20 protein-coding genes are annotated in these 21,970 nt (G+C 57.2%); all 20 read right to left on the minus strand.

What is annotated here, in order from left to right; translation table 11 throughout:
• Positions 1-76: 76 nt before the first annotated feature.
• A complete protein-coding gene (locus I8J29_RS20375) occupies positions 77-337 on the minus strand; it encodes a stage V sporulation protein S (protein WP_028597363.1) in 261 nt (86 codons plus the stop codon).
• A gap of 263 nt (positions 338-600) precedes the next feature.
• On the minus strand, positions 601-1,395 hold the full coding sequence (locus I8J29_RS20380; protein ID WP_208849344.1) for a TIGR00282 family metallophosphoesterase: 795 nt from the start codon (positions 1,393-1,395) through the stop codon (positions 601-603).
• A gap of 78 nt (positions 1,396-1,473) precedes the next feature.
• Entirely contained in the window at positions 1,474-3,015 is a 1,542-nt protein-coding gene (gene rny, locus I8J29_RS20385) for a ribonuclease Y (RefSeq protein WP_090637497.1), read from the minus strand.
• Positions 3,016-3,190: 175 nt separating this feature from the next.
• A complete protein-coding gene (locus I8J29_RS20390) occupies positions 3,191-3,865 on the minus strand; it encodes a RecX family transcriptional regulator (protein WP_208849345.1) in 675 nt (224 codons plus the stop codon).
• 70 nt (positions 3,866-3,935) lie between these two features.
• A complete protein-coding gene (gene recA, locus I8J29_RS20395) occupies positions 3,936-4,991 on the minus strand; it encodes a recombinase RecA (protein WP_208849346.1) in 1,056 nt (351 codons plus the stop codon).
• A 213-nt stretch (positions 4,992-5,204) separates the two neighbouring features.
• Positions 5,205-6,464, minus strand: a complete 1,260-nt coding sequence (locus I8J29_RS20400; protein ID WP_208849347.1) for a competence/damage-inducible protein A — start codon at positions 6,462-6,464, stop codon at positions 5,205-5,207.
• Positions 6,465-6,574: 110 nt separating this feature from the next.
• Positions 6,575-7,159 (minus strand): CDP-diacylglycerol--glycerol-3-phosphate 3-phosphatidyltransferase, encoded by a 585-nt coding sequence (gene pgsA / locus I8J29_RS20405; protein WP_208849348.1) that lies wholly within the window; start codon positions 7,157-7,159, stop codon positions 6,575-6,577.
• Positions 7,160-8,485, minus strand: coding sequence for a 30S ribosomal protein S12 methylthiotransferase RimO (gene rimO / locus I8J29_RS20410; protein ID WP_208849349.1), 1,326 nt, complete (start codon positions 8,483-8,485; stop codon positions 7,160-7,162). It abuts the gene before it with no gap.
• Between the two features lie 150 nt (positions 8,486-8,635).
• Positions 8,636-9,124 (minus strand): YajQ family cyclic di-GMP-binding protein, encoded by a 489-nt coding sequence (locus I8J29_RS20415; protein ID WP_208849350.1) that lies wholly within the window; start codon positions 9,122-9,124, stop codon positions 8,636-8,638.
• Positions 9,125-9,244: 120 nt separating this feature from the next.
• The gene (locus tag I8J29_RS20420; RefSeq protein WP_208849351.1) at positions 9,245-10,282 is read right to left on the minus strand and encodes a helix-turn-helix domain-containing protein; all 1,038 of its coding nucleotides are present in this window, start codon (positions 10,280-10,282) and stop codon (positions 9,245-9,247) included.
• Positions 10,283-10,317: 35 nt separating this feature from the next.
• Positions 10,318-11,082, minus strand: a complete 765-nt coding sequence (locus I8J29_RS20425) for a DUF3388 domain-containing protein (RefSeq protein ID WP_208849352.1) — start codon at positions 11,080-11,082, stop codon at positions 10,318-10,320.
• Between the two features lie 198 nt (positions 11,083-11,280).
• The gene (locus I8J29_RS20430) at positions 11,281-11,532 is read right to left on the minus strand and encodes a DUF3243 domain-containing protein (protein WP_090637513.1); all 252 of its coding nucleotides are present in this window, start codon (positions 11,530-11,532) and stop codon (positions 11,281-11,283) included.
• Between the two features lie 125 nt (positions 11,533-11,657).
• Positions 11,658-12,389, minus strand: coding sequence for an elongation factor P 5-aminopentanone reductase (gene ymfI, locus I8J29_RS20435; RefSeq protein WP_208849391.1), 732 nt, complete (start codon positions 12,387-12,389; stop codon positions 11,658-11,660).
• 14 nt (positions 12,390-12,403) lie between these two features.
• Entirely contained in the window at positions 12,404-13,690 is a 1,287-nt protein-coding gene (gene yfmH / locus I8J29_RS20440; protein ID WP_208849353.1) for an EF-P 5-aminopentanol modification-associated protein YfmH, read from the minus strand.
• Between the two features lie 5 nt (positions 13,691-13,695).
• The gene (gene yfmF / locus I8J29_RS20445) at positions 13,696-14,976 is read right to left on the minus strand and encodes an EF-P 5-aminopentanol modification-associated protein YfmF (protein ID WP_208849354.1); all 1,281 of its coding nucleotides are present in this window, start codon (positions 14,974-14,976) and stop codon (positions 13,696-13,698) included.
• A gap of 129 nt (positions 14,977-15,105) precedes the next feature.
• Positions 15,106-15,897: a spore cortex-lytic enzyme gene (gene sleB / locus I8J29_RS20450; RefSeq protein ID WP_208849355.1), complete on the minus strand. Its 792-nt coding sequence runs from the start codon at positions 15,895-15,897 to the stop codon at positions 15,106-15,108.
• A gap of 98 nt (positions 15,898-15,995) precedes the next feature.
• Positions 15,996-18,650 (minus strand): FtsK/SpoIIIE family DNA translocase, encoded by a 2,655-nt coding sequence (locus tag I8J29_RS20455; protein WP_208849356.1) that lies wholly within the window; start codon positions 18,648-18,650, stop codon positions 15,996-15,998.
• Positions 18,651-18,725: 75 nt separating this feature from the next.
• A complete protein-coding gene (locus tag I8J29_RS20460) occupies positions 18,726-18,950 on the minus strand; it encodes a YlzJ-like family protein (RefSeq protein ID WP_090637527.1) in 225 nt (74 codons plus the stop codon).
• Entirely contained in the window at positions 18,947-19,699 is a 753-nt protein-coding gene (locus I8J29_RS20465; protein WP_090637529.1) for a ClpP family protease, read from the minus strand. The genes I8J29_RS20460 and I8J29_RS20465 overlap by 4 nt, the downstream gene beginning before the upstream one ends.
• 171 nt (positions 19,700-19,870) lie before the next feature.
• Positions 19,871-21,550 (minus strand): ribonuclease J, encoded by a 1,680-nt coding sequence (locus tag I8J29_RS20470; protein WP_208849357.1) that lies wholly within the window; start codon positions 21,548-21,550, stop codon positions 19,871-19,873.
• Positions 21,551-21,970: the final 420 nt, after the last annotated feature.

Below are 21,970 nucleotides of genomic sequence, written 5' to 3' on the forward strand. Positions count from 1 at the left end.
AAAAAGACAATGCAAAAAAAACTGCCTACGTCGTAAACAGGTCAAGTCTCTAACATGAAAGGCCCGGACTCCGGCTTTATCTGGGTTCTACAATGAGCTTGATCGCCGTACGATCTTCGCCGTCGATGACAATATCCGTGAATGCCGGAATACAGATCAGGTCCACGCCGCTCGGGGCTACGAAGCCTCTTGCGATCGCGACCGCCTTGACAGCTTGATTCAACGCACCAGCCCCGATAGCTTGCAATTCAGCCGCTCCGCGTTCACGCAAAACGCCGGCAAGCGCTCCTGCAACAGAATTTGGATTAGACTTTGCTGAAACTTTTAAGACATCCATGGAAAGTGACCTCCTCGGGAATGATGGATGAATACCGCTATTCAGATAGTATTCGAGAGAGGCGAAAAAATTCCTTCTTTCTTGATGCTATGTTTGCTAAATCTTCTGAATTGCAAGAATTTTTCATAGAGCAAGATGTTCCGCATCGGACGCTTATGGCCCTCTCGTGTCCTTCCTCGTTACTATTAGCCCGAAACGCGCGAAGCTAAACAAGCACATGTCCGACGCCATGGCGAGCTCGCGCACAACACAAAAAATGGCTGCTACATGAGCAGCCATTCCGTTTCCGTCAGCCGGATTTTTTGAATTTTCTTCGCTTTGCCGGTCGCATCGTCGATCTCGACCGCAACCGCGTGCAAATGCCAGTCGCCTTCGTCGACGACGAACCGAGCGGGCAGCTGGGTCAGAAACTTATGCAGGACGGGGCCGCGTTCCATGCCGAGCACGCCTTCCATGGAACCCGCCATCCCGACGTCCGTAATGTACGCCGTTCCGTTCGGCAGCACCCGGTCGTCGTTCGTCTGCACATGGGTATGCGTGCCGACCACGATCGAAGCTTTGCCGTCCAAATGCCAGCCCATCGCGATCTTCTCCGACGTCGCTTCCGCGTGGAAATCGACCAGGATGTTTTTCGTCTTTTGCGCGAACTGCTCGATCAGCTCGTCCGCTTTGCGGAACGGGCAATCGATCGGGGGAAGGAACGTCCGGCCCTGCAGGTTGATGATCGCCAGCTCTTTTCCGTTCGCTTTAATAAGCGTCGCTCCCTGCCCGGGCGCCTCCGGCGCAAAATTCGCCGGCCGGACGATCCGCGGCTGATCGTCGATCCATTCGAAAATATCTTTGTTGTCCCACGTATGATTGCCCATTGTGATGCCATGCACGCCGGCGTCCAGCAGTTCCTTGACGATCGGCGCGGTGATCCCTCGGCCGGCAGCGGCGTTTTCGCCGTTCGCGATGATGATGTGCGGGGCGTATTTCGTTTTGAGCGCGGGCAGCACCTTCTTGACGGCCGCGCGCCCGACGTTGCCTACGATGTCGCCGATAAACAATACGTTCATGTCGTTCCTTACCTTTCTGTCATAAACCGGAAAAGTGGCTGACAGGCAGCCACTTTTCCGGTTCAATCTGCTATGCGGTTATTTGGCATATTCGACGGCCCGCGTTTCGCGAATGACCGTTACTTTAATATGCCCCGGATAATCGAGCTCGTTCTCGATCTTCTTCGTAATGTCGCGCGCCAGGCGGAATGCCTCGGTATCGTCGATTTTCTCCGGCTGCACCATGACGCGAACCTCGCGTCCGGCTTGGATCGCGTACGATTTCTCTACGCCGTCGAACGATTCCGAAATGTTTTCCAGCTTCTCCAGCCGCTTGATGTACGTCTCGAGCGTCTCTCTTCTTGCACCCGGTCTAGCGGCCGACAGCGCATCCGCGGCCCCGACCAGCATGGCGATGACCGAAGTCGCTTCGCAATCGCCGTGGTGGGAGGCAATGCTGTTGATGACGATCGGATGTTCTTTGTACTTCTTCGCCAGCTCGACGCCGATCTCGACGTGAGAACCTTCCACTTCATGATCCAGCGCTTTGCCGATGTCATGCAGCAATCCGGCTCTTCTTGCAAGCGTGATGTCCTCGCCCAGCTCCGCTGCCATCAGACCGGTCAAATACGCGACTTCCATGGAGTGCTTCAGCACGTTCTGCCCATAGCTCGTACGGTATTTCAAACGGCCCAAAATCTTGATCAAATCCGGGTGCAAACCGTGTACGCCGACTTCATACGTCGCCTGCTCTCCGTATTCGCGGATGCGTTCGTCCACTTCCTTGCGAGATTTCTCGACCATTTCCTCGATGCGCGCAGGATGGATGCGTCCGTCCGCGACGAGCTTCTCGAGGGATGTCCGGGCAATTTCGCGGCGGATCGGATCGAAACCGGACAATATGACCGCTTCCGGTGTATCGTCGATGATGAGATCGATACCGGTCAACGTTTCCAGTGCGCGGATGTTGCGGCCTTCGCGGCCGATGATGCGACCCTTCATTTCTTCGTTCGGCAGCGCGACGACGGATACCGTCGTTTCGGCTACGTGATCGGCCGCGCAGCGTTGGATGGCCAGCGAGATAATATCGCGAGCTTTTTTGTCAGCTTCTTCCTTCGCTTGCTGCTCGATCTCTTTGATCATTTGCGCCGTTTCATGGCGAACCTCTTGCTCGACGTTGGTCAGAATGACTTGCTTGGCTTCCTCCATCGTCAGGTTCGAAATGCGCTCCAGCTCTTGTAGCTGCTGCTTGTAGAGTGAATCGATCTGCTCTTGCGTTTCTTCGATCCGCTTCTCTTTGTTGGCTACTTGTTCTTCTTTGCGTTCCAGCGCTTCTATTTTTTTATCCAACGACTCCTCTTTCTGAATCAGTCGTCTTTCAAGACGCTGTACCTCATTGCGACGATCGCGAATGTCTCTCTCAGCTTCGGTACGGAGCTTGTGGACTTCATCTTTCGCCTCGAGAACCGTTTCTTTCTTCAGCGCCTCCGCGTCTTTCCTCGCATTATCTACGATTTGGCTTGCGGCTTGCTCGGCACTGGAAATTTTGGCCTCGGCGATCGATTTTCGAATAAAATAACCGACACCAAAGAAAATTGCACCAACAACGAGAGCGATCAGGATAGTTGCCCATACTGGCATTATCTCACCTCCTCGTTGTTCACCAAAGCAAACGCTTGGGACAGTATTTGGTTTTTTCCAGCCGGTTTTTAGCTTTCACACTTAATTTGGCGAAAATAATGGTTTCGAATCAATTTTTGGAAGGAAAATCGATTCTGGATGAAAGAATACAAATTCATTTTATCTGTTGTGAAAATCAATTGTCAAGCATATGCCCATCTTCGTCCTCGAGTTCGCTCTGCGCGGCCGCTTTGACCGCCTCTCGGACGGCGCCCGAAGGGAATCCTCTGCGCAGCAGAAACGCGGCCAGTTTATGCTTCCGTTCCCGCTCCTCGCCCTTCAGATGCGGCCATTTCTTGATCGCGGCGTTCACGGCGATCTCCGTCTCCGATTCTTCGTTCAGCTTAGACGCGGCCTCCTTGGCGGTATCGCGCTTGATGCCGCGCTGCAGCAGCTCCTGCTGCAGGAGACGTCTCCCCTTCGATTGCGACCGCATCCGCTGGGCGGCGTACAGCTCGGCATACGCCGAATCGTTCACCAGCCCTTCGCGTTTCAGCCGTTCGAGCGCTTTGCGGACAGCCCCCTCCTCCAGCTCTTTCTTGGCCAGATAGCGGACGATTTCCTTCTCCGTCCTCTGCCTCGCTCCTAAGTAAGCAAGCGCCAAGACGTACGCCCGATGCTCGCTGTCCTCGTGCAGAATCTGCTTCAATTCGTCGGCATCGATCTCCCGGCCTTTGAACAGCCGAAATTTGATGAGCAGGTCTTCGTGCACGCTCGTGAACGGGTCCCGGGCATCATTGACAAACAGATGATACCGCTGCTTTTTCTTCTTGTCTTGTTCGACGCTTGTGATCGTAAGAATAAGATCCACACCTCTCTCTCCTAAACAAAGAAGCACCTCGTCAAAGGTGCTTCTCGAATCGTATAGGCTCGCTTATGCTTTATTCGAGCTCGAGTTCCAGCTCTTCGTCTTCCTCGTCTTCGCTGAACGCGGCGGCGTTCGCCGTTGCGGCCGCCACGTTGCTGGCATCGCGGATTTGTTTCTCAATGACGGAGGAGATATCCGCGCGTTCCTTCAAGAATTGCTTCGCGTTCTCGCGGCCTTGACCGAGGCGCTCGCCGTTGAAGGAGAACCAGGCGCCGCTCTTCTGAATAATATCGTGTTCGACGCCGATATCGACGATGCTGCCTTCCTTCGAGATGCCTTCGCCGTACATGATATCGATCTCCGCTTGCTTGAACGGAGGCGCGACTTTATTCTTCACGACCTTGATGCGCGTACGGTTACCGACCACGTCGTTGCCTTGCTTGATCGATTCGATGCGGCGGACGTCGAGGCGAACCGTCGAATAGAACTTAAGCGCGCGGCCGCCCGGTGTCGTCTCGGGGTTACCGAACATGACGCCGACTTTCTCGCGCAACTGGTTGATGAAGATCGCGATCGTCTTCGACTTGCTGATCGCGCCGGAAAGCTTCCGAAGCGCCTGCGACATCAGACGCGCCTGCAGGCCGACGTGGGAATCCCCCATGTCGCCTTCGATTTCCGCTTTCGGCACGAGCGCCGCGACGGAGTCGACGACGACGATATCGACCGCGCCGCTGCGAACGAGCGCTTCGGCGATTTCGAGCGCTTGCTCGCCCGTGTCCGGCTGGGAGAGCAGCAATTCGTCGATGTTGACGCCGAGTTTATTGGCATAGGAAGGATCCAACGCATGTTCCGCATCGATGAATGCGGCTTGTCCGCCCGCGCGTTGAACTTCCGCGATCGCATGAAGCGCTACGGTCGTTTTACCGGAGGATTCCGGTCCGTACACTTCGATAACCCGGCCTCTAGGGAAACCGCCGATGCCAAGGGCAATATCTAACGCGAGCGAGCCGCTGGATACGGTCTCGACTTGCATGTGGGTCGATTCACCAAGTTTCATTATGGAGCCTTTACCAAATTGCTTCTCTATTTGACGCAGAGCCATTTCAAGCGCAGCTTTACGATCCGCCAACGAACTCACATCCTTCATGATTTATATTCTCATGATACCTTGTTTTAACTGCTTTGACAAGAGTTTTTACGAACATATATTCCTATTTCTCTATTGGCCAATAGAGCGCATAAAAAAAACCGCAGCAAAGTAATCTTCGCCACGGTTCTTCCGTCTAGAGTCGATTATAGTCGATCCCTATCGGGTTGGCAAGCTTTAATTTTACACGATCCGCTAGGCATCTTCGCGGTCGGACAAAGCCTGCCATAACCGGTACAGCAGCGATTTGGCGGCGCGGACGCGGATCATCTCGCGGTTGCCGTTCAGCGTCGCCGTGAACACTTTCGTCTGCTTTCCCCGTTCGGCGAGGCCGAAATAAACGAGGCCAACCGGTTTGCCCTCGGACTCCGACGGTCCCGCGACGCCGGTGAGCGAGACGCCGAAGTCGCTCTCTGCCAGCTCCCGCGCCCGTTCGGCCATCAGCGCGGCCGTCGACTCGCTGACGGCTCCAGGCGCGCCGGGACCTTCCAACTGCGACAGCGGAATGCTGAGCAGGCGATGCTTCATTAAGTTCGTATACGTCACGACGCCGCCCGTAAACTCGCCGCTGCTTCCGGGAATCCGGGTAATGAGCTGAGCCAGCAGCCCGCCCGTAAGGCTCTCCGCGCTCGCCAAGGTGCGTCTGGACGCCCGCAGCAAGCGAATGACCGCTTCTTCCAACGTGATGTCCTCCCTGGCGTAGAGATGCTGCCCGACGCGCTCGCGGATCGCCTTCTCCGTCTCATCCAGCCTGCCGTTCGCCTCGAGCTCGCTCATCGCTTTCGTCGACAGCCGGATCGCCACCTCGCCTTCCTTGGCGTACGGCGCGATCGACGGATCCGTCTGGTTCTCGATCAAGTCGATGAGCGCGTTCTCCAAGCTGGACTCGCCGATGCCGGCGAATTTCAAGAGCCGCGAATACAGGCGCCGTTCCTCGTTCATGACGGTGCGCAGCCAAGCTTTCGCCGGGCCGTCGAACATGGGCTTCATCTCGCGCGGCGGCCCGGGCAGCAGCACGTAATGCGTGCCGTCGGCCGTAAACGCGTTGCCGACCGCCAGCCCCGCTTCGTTGTGCAGCGGCTCGCTGCCCTCGATCAGGTTCGCTTGCCTGCGGTTGCTTTCGACCATATGAATGCCGCGCGAGGCGAACATCGCCTCGATTTTATCCATGCTCGGCTTATGCTCTTCGATGGCACGGCCCAAATATTCGGCCAGCGCGTCCTTCGTCAAGTCGTCCATCGTCGGGCCTAAGCCCCCGGTAAACAGAATCAGATCCGCGCGGGCACGCGCCAATTCGATCGCTTGGCGGATGCGGGCGGCGTTATCGCCCACGACGGTTTGAAAATAAACGTCGATTCCCAGTTCCGCGAGCCCTTGCGACAAGTACGTCGCGTTCGTGTTGACGGTTTGGCCGAGCAATAGCTCCGTGCCGACCGCGATGATTTCTGCGCGCATGTAAACATCTCCACTTCGTATGTATAGTATGGGCGAACTGAACCGGAACGCAAGAGAAGAAAAGCATCACTCTTCCATGAATGGCGAAGAAGTGATGCCCGACTGTCGAACTATGCGGTAAGCGGTATGAGGTTTTTGTTTTTGACGAAGTAGTCGATGCCCGAGTATACCGTAATGATCGCCGCCGCGTAGATCGAAATCTGATCGAACGGAAAGTCGAGGAAGGCGAACGGAAAGTTGTTGAGCAGCAGCGCGATGATCATCGTGATCTGCACCGCCGTCTTCCACTTGCCCCATTTGCTCGCCGCCACTACCGTGCCCTCGAGCAGCGCGATCTGCCGCAATCCCGTCACCGCGAACTCGCGGCTGATGATGACGATGGCGATCCAGGCATGCAGTTTCTCCATCTCCACGAGGGAGATCAGTACCGCCGCGACGAGCAGCTTATCCGCCAGCGGATCGAGCAGCTTGCCGAGGTTGGTGACGATTTTGTTCTTGCGCGCGATGTAGCCGTCGAGACCGTCCGTGCTCGCCGCTACTATGAATACGAGCGTAGCCAGGATTTGATTCCATGTAATGGAAAAATCGGAACCGTCGAACGAGAGCGGCTTCAAATCGACGTTGATGAGCAGCAGCACCATAATGATCGGCACCAAGAAGATGCGTGCGAGCGTAATGCGGTTGGCCAAATTCACTTAGAGCCCCTCCCCGGACATGTCAAATTCGTAAGCGTGCGTGATCCGCACCTTTTGAATTTCGCCGATCGCGGCCTTGCAGTTCGAAATAAACACTTCGCCGTCGATTTCCGGAGCGTCGTAAGGCGAACGGCCGACGTATACGTCGCTGCGACCGTCGTAACGTTCGACAAGCACGTCGATTTCCTGGCCGATGTACTTGCCGCTCAAATCCTTCGACACTTGGCGCTGGATTTCCATCAGCGTATTGGAACGCCATTCCTTGACGTCGTCCGGCACGGCGTTCGGCAGGCGAACGGCCGGCGTGTCCTCCTCCGGCGAATACGTGAAGACCCCGAGCCGGTCGAACTTCATCTCGCGGACGAAATCGCACAGGCGATCGAAATCCTCCTCGGTCTCGCCGGGGAACCCGACGATGATCGACGTGCGCAGCGCCACGTCAGGAATCTGCGCGCGAATGCGGGAGACAAGCTCACGCGTATCGCGTTGGCGGCCCGGACGGCGCATGCGCTTCAGGATGGAATCTTCGCTGTGCTGCAGCGGCATGTCGATATAGTTGCACACCTTCGGGTTGGACGCGATCGTCTCGATCAACTCGTCCGAGAAGAACCCCGGATAAGCGTAATGCAGGCGCACCCAGGCGATGCCTTCCACTTCGCTGACGCGGTTGAGCAGCTCCGGCAACATGAACTTGTCGTACAAATCCGTGCCGTAGTTCGTGGAATCCTGCGCGATCAGGCTGACTTCCTTGACGCCTTGGTTCGCGAGCTGCCGCACTTCGTCCACGATCGATTCGATCGAACGGCTGCGGAACTTGCCGCGCATAATCGGAATCGAGCAGAACGTGCAAGCGTTATCGCAGCCCTCCGCGATTTTGACGAACGCCGTATAGCGCGGCGTCGTGACGAGCCGCGGCAGCTTCTGATCGTAGTCGAACGCCGGATTGCCGACTTTGACCGGCCGTTTGCCGTGCAGCGCTTCGTCGACGATATCGGTGATATGGTGGAAATCGCCCGTTCCGACGATGCCGTCAATTTCAGGCATCTCGTCCATGAGCTGCTGCTTGTAGCGCTGCGTCAGGCAGCCCGACACGATGAGCGCTTTCAACCTTCCGGTCTGCTTCAGCTCCGCCATGTCCAAAATGGTATTCACGGATTCTTCCTTGGCGGCGTCGATAAATCCGCACGTATTGACGATGATGACGGTCGCATCGTCTGCCTGGTCCACCAAATGGTAGCCTCTGGCATCGATCAACCCCGACATGATCTCGGAATCGACGAGGTTTTTCTCGCATCCCAACGTTACCACTTTCACTCTTTCAGTCATCGATGTGTCCCCCAAACCCCTCCGAAAAGCTATCTTACCCAGTATAATACATGGCCTATGCAGTGTCAAAACAGGAAAAAGCCCCGAAAGGCCGCGATTTCAGCGGCAAAACGGGACCTCGCCTATGTACGGTAACGGCGCTTGCCGTCCTTATTTATAGTTCGTAAATTGCAGGTCGATTTGCAGATCGGCGCCCCGCAGCAGCGCGATGATCGCCTGAAGATCGTCTAGGCTCTTGCCGGTTACCCGGATGGAATCGCCTTGAATCTGGCTTTTCACTTTGATTTTGGAATCGCGGATCAGCGTGTTGATTTTTTTGGAGCTATCCTGTTCGATGCCCTGCTTTAGCTTGACTTTTTGCCGGACGGTTCCCATCGAAGCCGCCTCGACTTTGCCGAATTCCATGTTTTTGATCGGAACGCCGCGCTTCATCATTTTGGATTGCAAAATGTCGATGACGTTCTTCAGCTTGTATTCGTCGTCCGAAACGACGACCAAGTCGGTCTTCTCCAGCGTGAAGCTCGTTTTCGTTCCTTTAAAGTCGAACCGGGTGTCGATCTCCCGCTCCGCTTGCGTGATCGCGTTGCTCAATTCCTGCATATCGACTTTCGACACGATATCGAATGAATGTTCCGCCATTGCGCTGCAGCTCCTTTGTCTTTCCTTTTCTTGTCACGTATTATAGCGTATCCCGCTCCGCAAGAAAAGGCACCCGGGACCATAATGCCTACAGTCCGGATGCCTTCGTTGTCGCGAACGTCATGGCGTCGTTCCCGCGTTCGCCGCGTCGCCCGCCCCGGTCGCGCCGTCCGTGCCCGTTCCGGTGCCGGCGGAGCCGTCTTCCACGGGGGTAAGCAAAAGCTTGCGGGAACCGCCGGATTTGTTGCCGTCCTCGATTAATACGCCATCGATCGTAACGTCGATAAAATCGGCTCTGCCCAGCGAGATATAAATCGGGCCGTCGGCATCGTAAGACGCCGTGTCGCCGTTTTCCATCATTTTGTCAAATACAGTCTTACCCTTCTTGCCCGGCTTGCTCATCTCGTATATCCCGACCCATGCATGCCCGGTCGACTTCATTTCGATCTTATGCGTTCCCCCGGGAGAAACGTTATAATAATCCGTCGTGCCCGACGTCCGATCGAGCGTCAGCGTCGTCGTCGGTGCCGTCGGCGGCGGAGTCGTCTCGCCCTCCGACTGTTGATCCGGCGGCGTGGCCGAATCCGTACCCGTGCCGTTCGTCCCGCTACCGTTCGAAGCCCCGCCTCCGTTCGTCGATCCGCCGCCCGTCGTCGCGTTGCCCCCGTTGTTCCCCGAACCCTTTTCCGGATTCGTAGGCGGAGGCGTCGTCTCGTCGGTCATCTTCGTCTGATCCGCCGAATCCACGTTCTCTTTGCTTGGCTGCTTAATGGCGAAGATATAGACGAGCACGATGATCAGCAGCAGAAACGACCACATGAGCGCCCGAAAGCCCCATCGGCTTATGCGGTCGGACGTATGCGACTGGCCGCCGGACCGGCGCGGCCGCTGAACGGGCTCGATCACCGGCTGCTCCGGTACGCTCGACGGAATTTCCTTATTATAGAGACGCAGCACTTCCTCCGCGTCCAGTCCGACGGATTCGGCATAGTTTTTCACGAATGCGCGTACATAGAAGGAACCGGGAAGCACGCTGTAATTGCCTTCCTCGATGGCTTCAAGATAACGCTTGCGGATTTTCGTCAAGTCCTGAATATCGTCCAAGGACAGGCTTCTCTGTTCCCTCGCTTTCTTGAGCAATGCGCCCAAATCCGACATGACCACACCTCCTTATCATTATTGGCTCACCGGTATTAAAAATCATTAAAGCCCATCGTTAACGATTCGTACGAAATTTCTTCGTCCGGCGTATTGCGAAGCTCGATGATATAATCGAAGTCGCTGTATTCGAATGCCGACTCTCTTACGAAAATATCGGGATGCTCGATGACTTTCGTCGAAGGCATCGCCATGATTTCCTGAAGGAGCGCATGATGCTTTTCATTGGAACGAATGGTGCTTACGATCCCGTCGATAATAAAAATATTGTTCGGCGTCATTTCCTCTTCGGACAGCTGGCTGCGGACCGTCTGGCGCAGGAGCGTCGAGGACACGAACGTCCATCGCTTGTTCGAACAGACGCTGCCGGCGATGATGGATTCCGTCTTGCCGACGCGCGGCATGCCCCGCAGGCCGATGACCTGATTTCCTTCTCTTTTAAACACCTCGCCCAAAAAGTCAACCAGCAGGCCGAGCTCGTCGCGCGTGAAGCGGAACGTTTTGCGGTCGTCGGAGTCTCGTTCGATGTAACGCCCGTGCCGGACGGCTAAAATATCGACCAGTTTGGGCTCGCGAAGCTTGAGCACCGTGATATTGTCGACCTTCTGCAGCATGCGTCCGAGGATTTCGATCTTCTCGTCGTCGTTCGTCTGCAGCAGCATGCCGCGGGTGCGGTTCTCGACCCCGTTGATCGTCAAAATGTTGACTTCGAGCATCCCGAGCAGCGACGCGATGTCGCCGAGGAGGCCGGGGCGATTCTTATGTATTTTATATTCCATGTACCATTGTTTGAATTCCATCGGAGGCACCTCTGCTGAAAGGATGAAGTTCTTCGGAAGCTTCTTATCGATATGAGAGCAAACCCGTCCGCTGTAGCGCGTTCGAGCTATGAATATTTATGCTTTAAAAAGTTTATTCTACAATATTCGTCAAATTCCTGCAACAGGCAGCGAACATTACAGAAAAGCCTCCGCTGGGGAGGCTTTTCTCGTGGGCGTTTACGAATGTTGGACGAGCTTGACCATCAAGCCTGCGATCGTTTTGCGTTCCGATTCATCGCCGACATCCCACAATTGCTTGAGCGTACGCTGCTCTTCGTTCTTCGGATCGACCTTCTCATCCAGGAAGGAGCCGATCTCGTAAGCGAGGTTGGAAATCGTGTCTTCGTTCAACCCCATGCTTTTTGCTTGCTCGACGCGGTCAGATAAAAACTCTTTCCAGGTACCGAAGTTAGAAAGGACTGTTGCCATTGATGAACTTCCTCCTTTGCGTGTTGGCTGTTGATCAGCAACAACCGTATTGTTCGCGCAAGGAGCGACATTTATTCTTCACCGGACGGGTCGTCCGATTTTTTTCCGAAGATAAGGCCATCCGGTCAGGTCAACCAGCCGCCGTTCGGGCTGATGATCTGGCCGGTGATATAAGCGGATTCCGGCAATGCCAAAAAGTACACAAGCGAAGCGATTTCTTCCGGCTGCGCGAAGCGGCCGACCGGAATTTCGGATTCGAGCGCCACCTTCTCGGCGGCGTCCAGGTTGTCCAGCATGACGGTATCGACCGCCCCCGGCGCGACCGCGTTCACGGTTACGCCCGACGGCGCGAGCTCTTTGGCAAGCGCTTTAGTAAAAGCGTTCATGCCGCCTTTGCTGGTGGAATACAGCACTTCGCACGAAGCGCCCGATATGCCCCAAATCGACGATACGTTGATGATCCGGCCGAAACGCTGCCCGATCATGGCCGGCATGAACAGCTGCGTGCACAAGAACATGCCTTTCAAATTCACGTTCATGACTTCGTCCCAATCGTCGTCGGTCACGTCCGCAAGCATGCTGTAATGGGCGACGCCCGCGTTATTCACGACGATATCGGGCACCATGCCGCGCTGCTCCAGCTTCTCGCGCATCCGCAGCAGCTGTTCCCGCGAACGGACGTCCGCGGATACGGTCAGCACGTTGGCCGCCCCGAGCCGCATGCAGCTGCGAGCGGTCTCGTTCGCAGCCTCATGCGCCTGATTGTAGTGAATGACGACGTTCATGTTCTCCACCGCGAATCGGCGCGCGATTGCGGCGCCGATGCCGCGGCTTCCCCCGGTCACGAGAACGGTCATTTCCTTTAACGTTTTCAAGCTTCTTCCTTGGCTACGATCGATACCGCCATCCGGTCCCAGTTGAAGTGGCTGCGCAGACGCGCGTTGGCTTCGTCGAGCGTGATGCTTTCATAGACCGGCAGCAGCTTGAACAAATCCGCCCCGCGGAAACGGTAACGCGTAAATTCGCTTGCAATCGCTTCGGGGGAGTTCAGCATGCGCAAGTAACCGCCGATTTTTTTACGTTTCGTACGTTCGAACGCATCGACGTCGAGCCCTTTCGCCTGCGCGGCTTCGATCGCTTGGCGCAGCCTGCGCAGCAGCTCGTCGGGATCGCGAGATTCCCCGCCGACGACGGAGAACGCGTAGTCCTCGCTGCTGTTGAATTCATGGCCGAACGAATCCGTGATCAGCGTGTCGTCGTACAGCGCGTGATAAATCGGCGAGCTGGACCCGAGCAGCGCTTCGAGCATAAGCTTCGTCGTCAGTTCCGTGCGCAGCAGCTCCTCCGGATCGGACGCACCGCCGCGCTCCTTGAAGCCGATCATGACCTTCGGCATGGAGACGGGGAGCGTCGTCTTCTTGAGCGGAATTTTCACGGTATCCGGCTCGGGATCGAAGTAGCGGGTAATCTCGTCCTGCCGCTCGAACGGCTTGCGCGCCTGATTGTCGCGTACGAGCTTCATGACCGCTTCGGGTTTCACGCCGCCGACGACGAACAGAAACATGTTGGACGGATGGTAAAACGTTTCGTAGCAGCGATAAAGCGTTTCTTTGTCGATCTGATAGATGGACTCCACCGTGCCGGCGATGTCGATGTGGATCGGGTGCTTATGGTACAGCGCGTCGATCACGCCGAAGTACACGCGCCAGTCCGCGTTGTCGCGGTACATGTTGATCTCTTGCTCGATGATGCCCTTTTCCTTCTGGACGTTCTCGTCCGTGAAGTAAGGATGCTGCACGAAATCGATCAGCGTCTCCAAATTCGCTTCGATCTGCTCCGTCGCCGAAAACAAATAGACGGTGCGGTCGAAACTGGTGAACGCATTAGCAGACGCGCCTTGGGACGCAAAGGTTGCAAAAATATCGCCCGTCGGCTCCTCGAACATTTTATGTTCCAGGAAATGCGCGATGCCGTCGGGAACCGAGACCGGTTCTTGATCGCCGACCGCGAACCGGTTGTCGACGGATCCGTATTTCGTCGAGAAGGTCGCGTACGTTTTGCTGAAGCCTTCCTTCGGAAGCACGACGACCTCGAGCCCGTTTGGCATGACTTCGCGGTATAACGTCTCTTGAACGCCCGGGTAGGCTAACGTTTCCATTGGCTTCAGCCCTCCTTATTGTCGCGCAGGAAATAGATCGTGTCGAGCTCGGCTTTGCGCGCGACGGCCGCGATCTGTTCCGGCGTGACCGCCTGTACTTCCTGCAGCAGCTGCATCGCCGAACGCTCGCGCTTCGACAGGACGGCGTTGAAGTCGAACCCGATCATCTCGTTCGCGGAATCCTGCAATTCGCGCAAATGATTGGCGATCATCGCCTTCGTCTGGCTCATTTCCAACTCGCTGTACGAGCCGCTGCGCATTTGCTCCAGCTGCTCCTGAATGATCGTCTTGGCCTTCTCATAGTTGCCGATTTCGATGCCGGATTGAATCGTGCAAATGCCTTTATGTCCATCAAGCCGCGAAGCCGCGTAATAGGCCAAGCTGGCTTTCTCGCGAACGTTGAGAAACAGCTTGGAGTGCGGATAGCCGCCTAAAATGCCGTTATACATCAGCGCTGCCGGATAGTCGTCGTCGCCGTATCCCGTATTGATTCGCAGCCCCAAGTTCAACTTGCCTTGGGTCACGTCCATCCGTTCGACGACGTTCTGGACTTCCTTCACCGGCTTGCTTGCCGAGGAGACGCCGTAGTCGGCCGGCTCGCCCGCGTTGTGGCGGAAGGCTTCCGCGACCAGCGCTTTCACCTCGTCCAACGTCGTATCGCCGACGACGTACAAATCGAACGCCGCCGTCGCCAACCAATCCCGATACGCTTTCGTCACGGATGCCGGCGTGATCGCGTCGATGTCCTCCATCCGCCCGAGCGGGTGCAGCCTGTACGGTTCATCCGCGCACATCACTTCCAGGCAGCGCTCGGCCGCATACCGGATTTTATCGTTAATGATCGCTTCGAGCCGCTTGCGCAGGGTGTCCTTCTCCGCCTCGACGTATTTGGGACGCAGGACGCCGTTATCCGTGACGGGGTCCGTGACCACTTCGCCGAGCAATTGGAGCGATGCCGCGAGCAGCGGCCGGTCGGACGACACGAAGCGGTCATTGATGACGTCCATGCGGAATTGCACGATCTGCGAATCCCCGCGCTTGTAGACGTCGAAACCGAAGCCGGCGCCGTACAGGTCGTCGAGCCGTTCGCGGAACGCGATCGTTTCCGGCGTGGAAGCGGTGCCTCTGCGCAGCACGAAAGGAATCAGCGCGGCCGAAGTGACCGTCGATTCATGAAGCGGCAAACCCGCGTATAGGGAGATTGAAAAGGTTTTGAAACGCTGCGTCGGCAATACATGCAGTCGAATTCGGTTCAGCTGTCCTCGTTGAAATGGCGAGTTGCTCACGCCTCACGTCCCCTTCCGCTCAAGTGGTATAAAGCCAATCTATTCCAATTCTCAGAGATCTATTCCATTCTACCCGATGCGAAAAGGAAGAAGCAACCCGCGTCTTCGTGCGGGCTGCTTCAGCCGACTCTACATGCAGAAAATGTGTTTTCCGATGGTTTTGACCTGCGGACGGGTCCAGATCCACTTGGACGTCGCCGTCTCGGGGTTAAAATAGTAGAGGCAGCCGCCCGTCGGATCCATGCCGTTCAGCGCGTCCTGAACGGCCTGAGCCGCTTTCTCGTTCGGGGTCAGCCAAATCTGGCCGTCGGCGACCGCCGTGAACGCGCCTGGCTGGAAGATCACGCCGGACACCGTATTCGGGAAGCTCGGCGATTTCACCCGGTTCAGGATAACCGCCGCCACCGCGACCTGCCCGATATAGGGCTCGCCGCGGGACTCGCCATACACGGCGTTCGCCATCAGCTTCAGATCGTTCGCGGACAATCCGAGCGAGTTGGATTTCGTGACGTCCGACCCTGCGTTGTCGCTTTGATTGCCGCCGGCTCCCGCTCCCGCGTTGCCACCGCCGCTTTCGGCCGTGTCCGCCTCCGAGGGCGCCCAATTCTTGGTCGCCTCCCACAGCTTCAGCTTCGTCTTGGCGCCGACGACGCCGTCGGACTTAAGCCCGAATTTCCATTGAAACCAGGTAACGGCGTTTTTCGTGGAGGAGCCGAACACCCCGTCTACCTTGCCGTCGAAATAACCGAGGAATTTCAGCCGTCCCTGCAGCTCTTTGACGTCTTTGCCCGACGATCCGACCTTGAGGGTAGCGCTGCTGAACGTTTCCGCCGATTTGCCGAAGTGGGCGTTCTTAAGCGAGAATGCCCCGAACAACAGAAGGACGATGACGATGGTCACCGTAATTAAACGATTTCTCATCTTGGAATCTGCCTTTCTCTTGCAAATGTTTTCGCAAAGCAAGCCGAAGCATATTCCTATTATGAGAAATCGAGGGAACAACTATGCATGATGCCGAATTATGAACTGATTCGGCCGGCGTCGTATTGATCGATCGACAGCAAAACTTCCCGCGGCTTACTGCCTTCGTAAGGACCGACGACGCTCCGCGCCTCCATCTGGTCGATCAGCCTCGCGGCGCGCGTATAGCCGATGCGCATGCGCCGCTGCAGCAGCGAGACCGACGCCTGCTTCGCCTCCAGCACGATGCGGACGGCCTGGTCGTACAGCTCGTCCAGCATTTCCTCTCCTTCCGCCGCCGTATCTTCCACTTCCGGAACGAGGTCTTCCTTGTACTCCGCCTCGCCTTGGCCCCGCGCGTACGTCACGATGGCCTCGACTTCCTGATCGGACAGAAACGCCCCTTGCACGCGAATCGGCTTGGACATGCCTACGGGCAGGAACAGCATGTCGCCGCGGCCGAGCAGCTTCTCCGCGCCCGCCATGTCGATGATGGTACGCGAGTCGACCTGGGACGAGACGCCGAAGGCGATCCGCGACGGAATGTTGGCTTTAATGACGCCCGTAATGACATCGACCGAAGGCCGCTGCGTCGCAATGATCAGGTGGATGCCCGATGCGCGGGCCATCTGCGCCAGCCGGCAAATCGCGTCTTCCACGTCGTTCGCCGCCACCATCATGAGATCGGCGAGCTCGTCCACGATGACCACGATGTACGGCAGCACCGCGGCCGGATTATCGGCCATCAGCGTGTTGTAGCCTTCGATGTTGCGAGTGCCCGACTTGGAAAACAGTTCGTAGCGCTTCTCCATCTCGACGACGATTTTCTTCAGCGCGAGCGATGCCCTGCGCGGATCCGTCACGACGGGCGCGAGCAAATGCGGAATGCCGTTGTAGACGTTCAATTCGACCATCTTCGGGTCGATCATGAGCAGCTTTACTTCATCCGGCCGCGCTTTGTACAAAATGCTCGTGATGATGCCGTTAATGCAGACCGATTTCCCCGAACCCGTCGCGCCCGCGACGAGCAAATGGGGCATTTTGGCCAAATTCCCGACGATCGGCTGCCCGGAAATATCCCGCCCGAACGCGATGGACATCTTGGACGTCGCGTTCTGGAACGATGGCGTCTCCATGACCTCGCGCATCGTGACGACGGATACTTCCGTATTCGGCACTTCGATCCCGATGGCCGATTTGCCGGGAATCGGCGCTTCCATCCGAATATCCTTCGCGGCGAGCGCCAACGCGATATCGTCCGTCAAACCGACGATCCGGCTGACCTTCACGCCGGTGGCCGGCTGCACCTCGTAGCGCGTCACCGCCGGGCCCCGCACGACGTCCAGCACTTTCGCGCGGACGCCGAAGCTCTCGAGCGTCGCCTCCAGCTTGCGCCGCGACTCGATCGAATCCGCGGCTTCGCCCGCCTTCCCGCCGCCGTTCGGCTTCTGCAGCAGCGCCAGCGACGGCAGCAAATACGGCTTCTCCGACGGCGGCTTCACGATGCTGCCTGCCGCATCGGGCTCCTCCTCCTCGTCCGGCGAAGCGATCGCCGGGCTGCGTGGAGGATGAGCCGGCGATTCTTCCGGAAAATCGTCGTCGGAACGGTCGGCCTCGCGAACGTCGGCGACCTCTTCGTCGTCCTCGAGCGGCTCGTCCGAATCGTAGGGCAGCGATTCCGCAGCCGGACGCGCGGGCTCCGCCGGCGGCGGATTCCATGGCTGCGCCGGCACGGACGGCTCTTCGATCGCGCCCCCGCCTTCCAGCACGGGCGAGCGCCAATCGTCGTCCTCTTCGTCGTCCTGCCAGACGGCTTTCCTGGCGGTGGATTTGCCGCCGATACCGCTCGCGGCATCATGCTCGTCCTCCAGCTGCCATTCTTGATCGCCGGGCTCGTGGCCGCCCTCCTGCTTCGACACGTCGTTGAACCACGAGAAGATCGGCGAACGCTTCCTTTTGGTCCGCGCGCTCATGGCCGCCGCGTATGCGTCATCGTCGTCTTCATCGTCCAGGTCGTCCAGCTGCACGGCTTTGCCGGCACCTTTGGATGACGCTGCTCCTGCCGTCGCCGGCTGGCGCCGCGAGACGATTTTCATGCGCAGCAGGGACAGGAAGCGTCCTCCTCTGACGCGAGCGGCGCGAAGCAGATCGACGTACGACTTGCCCGTCATCAGCATGACGGAAATCGCGAACATGACGATCATGATAAACTTCGCGCCGAAATAACCGAATAACCAATAGAGGAGCGTATACTGGATCGCGCCGGCATATCCGCCGCTTGCCGAATACGTGACGCCGGCTCCTTGCGAATCCGCCGGAGCGTCCATGAGCGAGCCCCGAATGTCGCTGCCGAGCTGCGACAGGATGTACGAAGCGGTTAATCCGCCCGTCGGCTCCGTCTTCTGATCCATGACGGCGATCGAGCTCCAAAGCGTGCAGGCGAGCACGACCAGCAGCACGCCCGTCTTGCGGCTGGACCAGCCCGAAGGCCAGGCCCGCTTGATCATGACGGCCAAACCGACATAGATGCCGACCAGCGCCAAAACAAAATAGAACTTGCCTAATACAAGTCCGAATAATTTCGATAGTGCGCGGCCGACGGTCGCTTCTCCGGATAGCGCGATGACGGATACGGTGATCAGCAAAATCCCGTATACTTCGTATTTAAGGCTCGTCCCGACTGAGTGTTTTCTCTTTTTCTTTTTCTTAGCCAAAATCGTCACCTCTGTCAGCTATTATACCATAGGAGCAGGGTGCGATGTGTTACTATTATCCAGCGCGGAGCCTGGTTACGAGGTTGTCGCGCCGTACGCGACGAGCGTCCCGGGCGTCAGCTCGGGGCGCAAATACGCGTCCAGCGGACCGTCCGTCAGGCGAACGATGCGCCCGATGCCGGGCGCGACGGCTTCGATTTGCAGCCGGACGTCGCCGGCTTGAACGGTCAGATAGGGCCCCGGCTGCTGGCGGATTCCGTCGAGCACGAGCTCGAGCGGCATGACCGAATAAATCGTCATTGCGTCAGCCCTCCAAGCACCGGTGCGCCGGCCGATTGGCGTCTCGCATCGATCAGTTGGTTCAATCGGCGCAGGGCCTGGCCGATCCCGCCGACCTGGTCGATCAGCCCATGCTTGACCGCGTCGGTGCCGATGACCGTCGTGCCGATGTCTCGCGTCAACTCGCCGGTCTTGAACATGAGCTCCTTGAATACTTCTTCCGTGACATTGGAGTGCGACGTCACGAACCGGACGACCCGCTCCTGCATCTTCTCCAAATATTCGAACGTCTGCGGCACGCCGATCACAAGGCCGTTCAGCCGAATCGGATGAATCGTCATGGTAGCCGTCTCGGCGATGAAGGACGTATTGCCGGCTACGGCGATCGGCACGCCGATGGAGTGGCCGCCGCCTAGCACGAGCGTCACCGTCGGCTTCGTCAGCGACGAGATCATTTCCGCGATAGCCAGACCGGCTTCCACGTCGCCCCCGACCGTGTTCAGAACGATCATGATGCCTTCGATTTTCGGATTTTGCTCCGCCGCGACCAGCTGCGGAATGAGATGCTCGTACTTCGTCGTCTTATTTTGCGGCGGCAGAACGATATGTCCCTCCACCTGTCCGATGATCGTCATGCAAAAAATATTGGATTCCGCTGCCGGCGTCGCCGTTTGGCCCAGCTGCTGGATCGTTTCGACGACCGGATTGCCGATCGGCGGCTTGGCTGCCGGCGGCTCCGGCTGCTCCGACTTGAATGTTTCCTCCCACATTGCCTGTCCTCCTCGATGTCATGCTAGGCTTTGCCATGGCTGGCTCTGCATAGTATGGAATCCCCTTGCGGATTTATACGGATCCCCGAGAATAAAAAAACGGCCTCCGGCCGAAGCTTATCGCTCCGCCGAAGACCGTCGTTTCTAGTTATTCTATGGCATGCGCCGTGCTTATACTTCCATAATAATCGGCAAAATCATCGGACGGCGGCGCGTCTGCTCGTACAAGAAACGGCCGAGCGCGTCCTTCACGTTCGTCTTCAGGGACGCCCATTCGTTGACTTTATCGTTCATCAGCTTATGCAGCGTCGAGGTAACGATCCGGTTCGCTTCTTCCAACAATCCCTCCGACTCTCGCACGTAGACGAAGCCGCGGGAGATGATGTCCGGACCGGACAGAATCGCGCCGTCCTGCTTGCTCAGCGTAACCACGACGACCAAGATGCCGTCCTGCGACAAGAGCTTGCGGTCGCGAAGGACGATATTGCCGACGTCGCCGACGCCGAGGCCGTCGATCAGCACGTTGCCCGCGGGCACTTTGCTGCCTTTGCGCGCCGTGCCGCCTTGGAATTCCACCGTATCGCCGTTATCGATGATGAAGATATTTTCCCGTTCGACGCCGACCGCTTCGCCGAGGTGCGCGTGCTGGCGGAGCATCCGGTATTCGCCGTGAATCGGAATAAAATACTTCGGACGAATCAAATTGAGCATCAGTTTCAGCTCTTCCTGGCTGCCGTGGCCGGAAACGTGAACGCCGGAGACGGAGCCCGGTCCGTAAATGACGTGCGCGCCCAAGCGGAACAGCTCGTCGACCGTACGGCCGACGTACCGCTCGTTGCCCGGAATCGGCGTCGCCGCGATGATGACCGTATCGCCCGGCATAATGTCGACCTTCCGATGCGTGGAACGAGCCATGCGCGTCAGCGCGGACATCGGCTCGCCTTGGCTGCCCGTGGACAGCACGGCGACGCGGTCCGCCGCCATTTTATTGATCTCTTCCGGCTCGATGATCGTGCCTTCCGGAATGTTCAAGTACCCGAGCTCCGACGCGATCGTTACGACGTTGACCATGCTGCGGCCGACGACGGCGATTTTGCGCTTCGTCGCGACGGCGGCGTTCACGACCTGCTGGATCCGGTGCACGTTGGACGCGAACGTCGCGACGACGACGCGCTGCGTCGCTTTGCGGAAAATATCTTCCAGCTCGGAGCCGATCATGCTCTCCGAAGGCGTGAAGCCCGCGCGCTCCGCGTTTGTGCTGTCCGACAAGAGCGCCAATACCCCGCGGCGTCCGATATCGGCGATCCGCTGCAGATCGGCGTATTGATTGTTGACCGGCGTATGGTCGAACTTGAAGTCGCCCGTATGTACGACCGAGCCCTCTGGCGTATCCAAGCAGACGCCGACCGAGTCGGGAATGCTGTGATTCGTTTTGAAGAAGGACGCCTTGATCGCGCCGAGCTGCACTTCGCTGTCGGCATTGATCAAAATGCGTTTCGTTTCGCCGAGCAGGCCCGCTTCCTTCAATTTGCCCTCGATGAGACCGAGCGTCAGCTTGGTCGCGTAAATCGGCACGTTCAGATGCTTGAGCACGTAAGGCAAACCGCCGATATGGTCTTCGTGGCCGTGGGTAATGAGAATGCCTCTGACTTTGTCGCGGTTTTCCGTCAAGTACGTAATGTCGGGAATGACAATATCGATTCCGAGCATATCTTCTTCCGGGAACTTGAGACCCGCGTCCACCACGACGATATCGTTCGCGTATTGAATGACGTACATGTTTTTACCGATTTCACCGACGCCGCCAAGGGCAAAAATAAGCAGCTTATCCTGGATGTTCTTCTTAGACAAGTGAATTCAATCCTCCTAATCGTAGTACGAAATAAGGTGTACCTCGTCCGCCATTAATCAAAAAATAGCGAAGAAGACACTTTGTTTCATCGCGATATATATTTTCCGAACTCAAATTACACGGCCGCCCGTTCCTCGCTCGGGAACGTCGCTGCATGTAATCAATAACTAGTGCTGTCGAACGCCGCCCCTCGGCGTTACACTTTTTCAAAAATTTGCCGCACACCGTCACTTGCATTCATTATACATGATTGAAAATAAGAAAAACAAGTAACTGTTCCAGAAGCCGATAGAACGCCGCGCAATCAAAATACAATCGAAATACAATCGGACGACGCTTCTATGATAACGCTTTCGAAAACGTAATCGAATAAGCTCGTCCGACGCTCCCGCGTGCTTTGAACGCGCAGCCGGGCCGCT

This window comes from Paenibacillus artemisiicola (assembly GCF_017652985.1).
In the GTDB taxonomy this organism is placed as follows: domain Bacteria; phylum Bacillota; class Bacilli; order Paenibacillales; family Paenibacillaceae; genus Paenibacillus_Z; species Paenibacillus_Z artemisiicola.

Coding starts and splice junctions, on each gene's coding strand:
- I8J29_RS20415 (WP_208849350.1), bottom strand. CDS start 9,124: ATGGCGGAACATTCATTCGATATCGTGTCGAAAGTCGATATGCAGGAA.
- I8J29_RS20380 (WP_208849344.1), bottom strand. CDS start 1,395: ATGAACGTATTGTTTATCGGCGACATCGTAGGCAACGTCGGGCGCGCG.
- I8J29_RS20430 (WP_090637513.1), bottom strand. CDS start 11,532: ATGGCAACAGTCCTTTCTAACTTCGGTACCTGGAAAGAGTTTTTATCT.
- sleB (WP_208849355.1), bottom strand. CDS start 15,897: ATGAGAAATCGTTTAATTACGGTGACCATCGTCATCGTCCTTCTGTTG.
- ymfI (WP_208849391.1), bottom strand. CDS start 12,389: ATGACCGTTCTCGTGACCGGGGGAAGCCGCGGCATCGGCGCCGCAATC.
- I8J29_RS20420 (WP_208849351.1), bottom strand. CDS start 10,282: ATGTCGGATTTGGGCGCATTGCTCAAGAAAGCGAGGGAACAGAGAAGC.
- I8J29_RS20375 (WP_028597363.1), bottom strand. CDS start 337: ATGGATGTCTTAAAAGTTTCAGCAAAGTCTAATCCAAATTCTGTTGCA.
- rimO (WP_208849349.1), bottom strand. CDS start 8,485: ATGACTGAAAGAGTGAAAGTGGTAACGTTGGGATGCGAGAAAAACCTC.
- I8J29_RS20460 (WP_090637527.1), bottom strand. CDS start 18,950: ATGACGATTTATTCGGTCATGCCGCTCGAGCTCGTGCTCGACGGAATC.
- I8J29_RS20425 (WP_208849352.1), bottom strand. CDS start 11,082: ATGGAATTCAAACAATGGTACATGGAATATAAAATACATAAGAATCGC.
- rny (WP_090637497.1), bottom strand. CDS start 3,015: ATGCCAGTATGGGCAACTATCCTGATCGCTCTCGTTGTTGGTGCAATT.
- I8J29_RS20465 (WP_090637529.1), bottom strand. CDS start 19,699: ATGTGGGAGGAAACATTCAAGTCGGAGCAGCCGGAGCCGCCGGCAGCC.
- I8J29_RS20400 (WP_208849347.1), bottom strand. CDS start 6,464: ATGCGCGCAGAAATCATCGCGGTCGGCACGGAGCTATTGCTCGGCCAA.
- yfmH (WP_208849353.1), bottom strand. CDS start 13,690: ATGGAAACGTTAGCCTACCCGGGCGTTCAAGAGACGTTATACCGCGAA.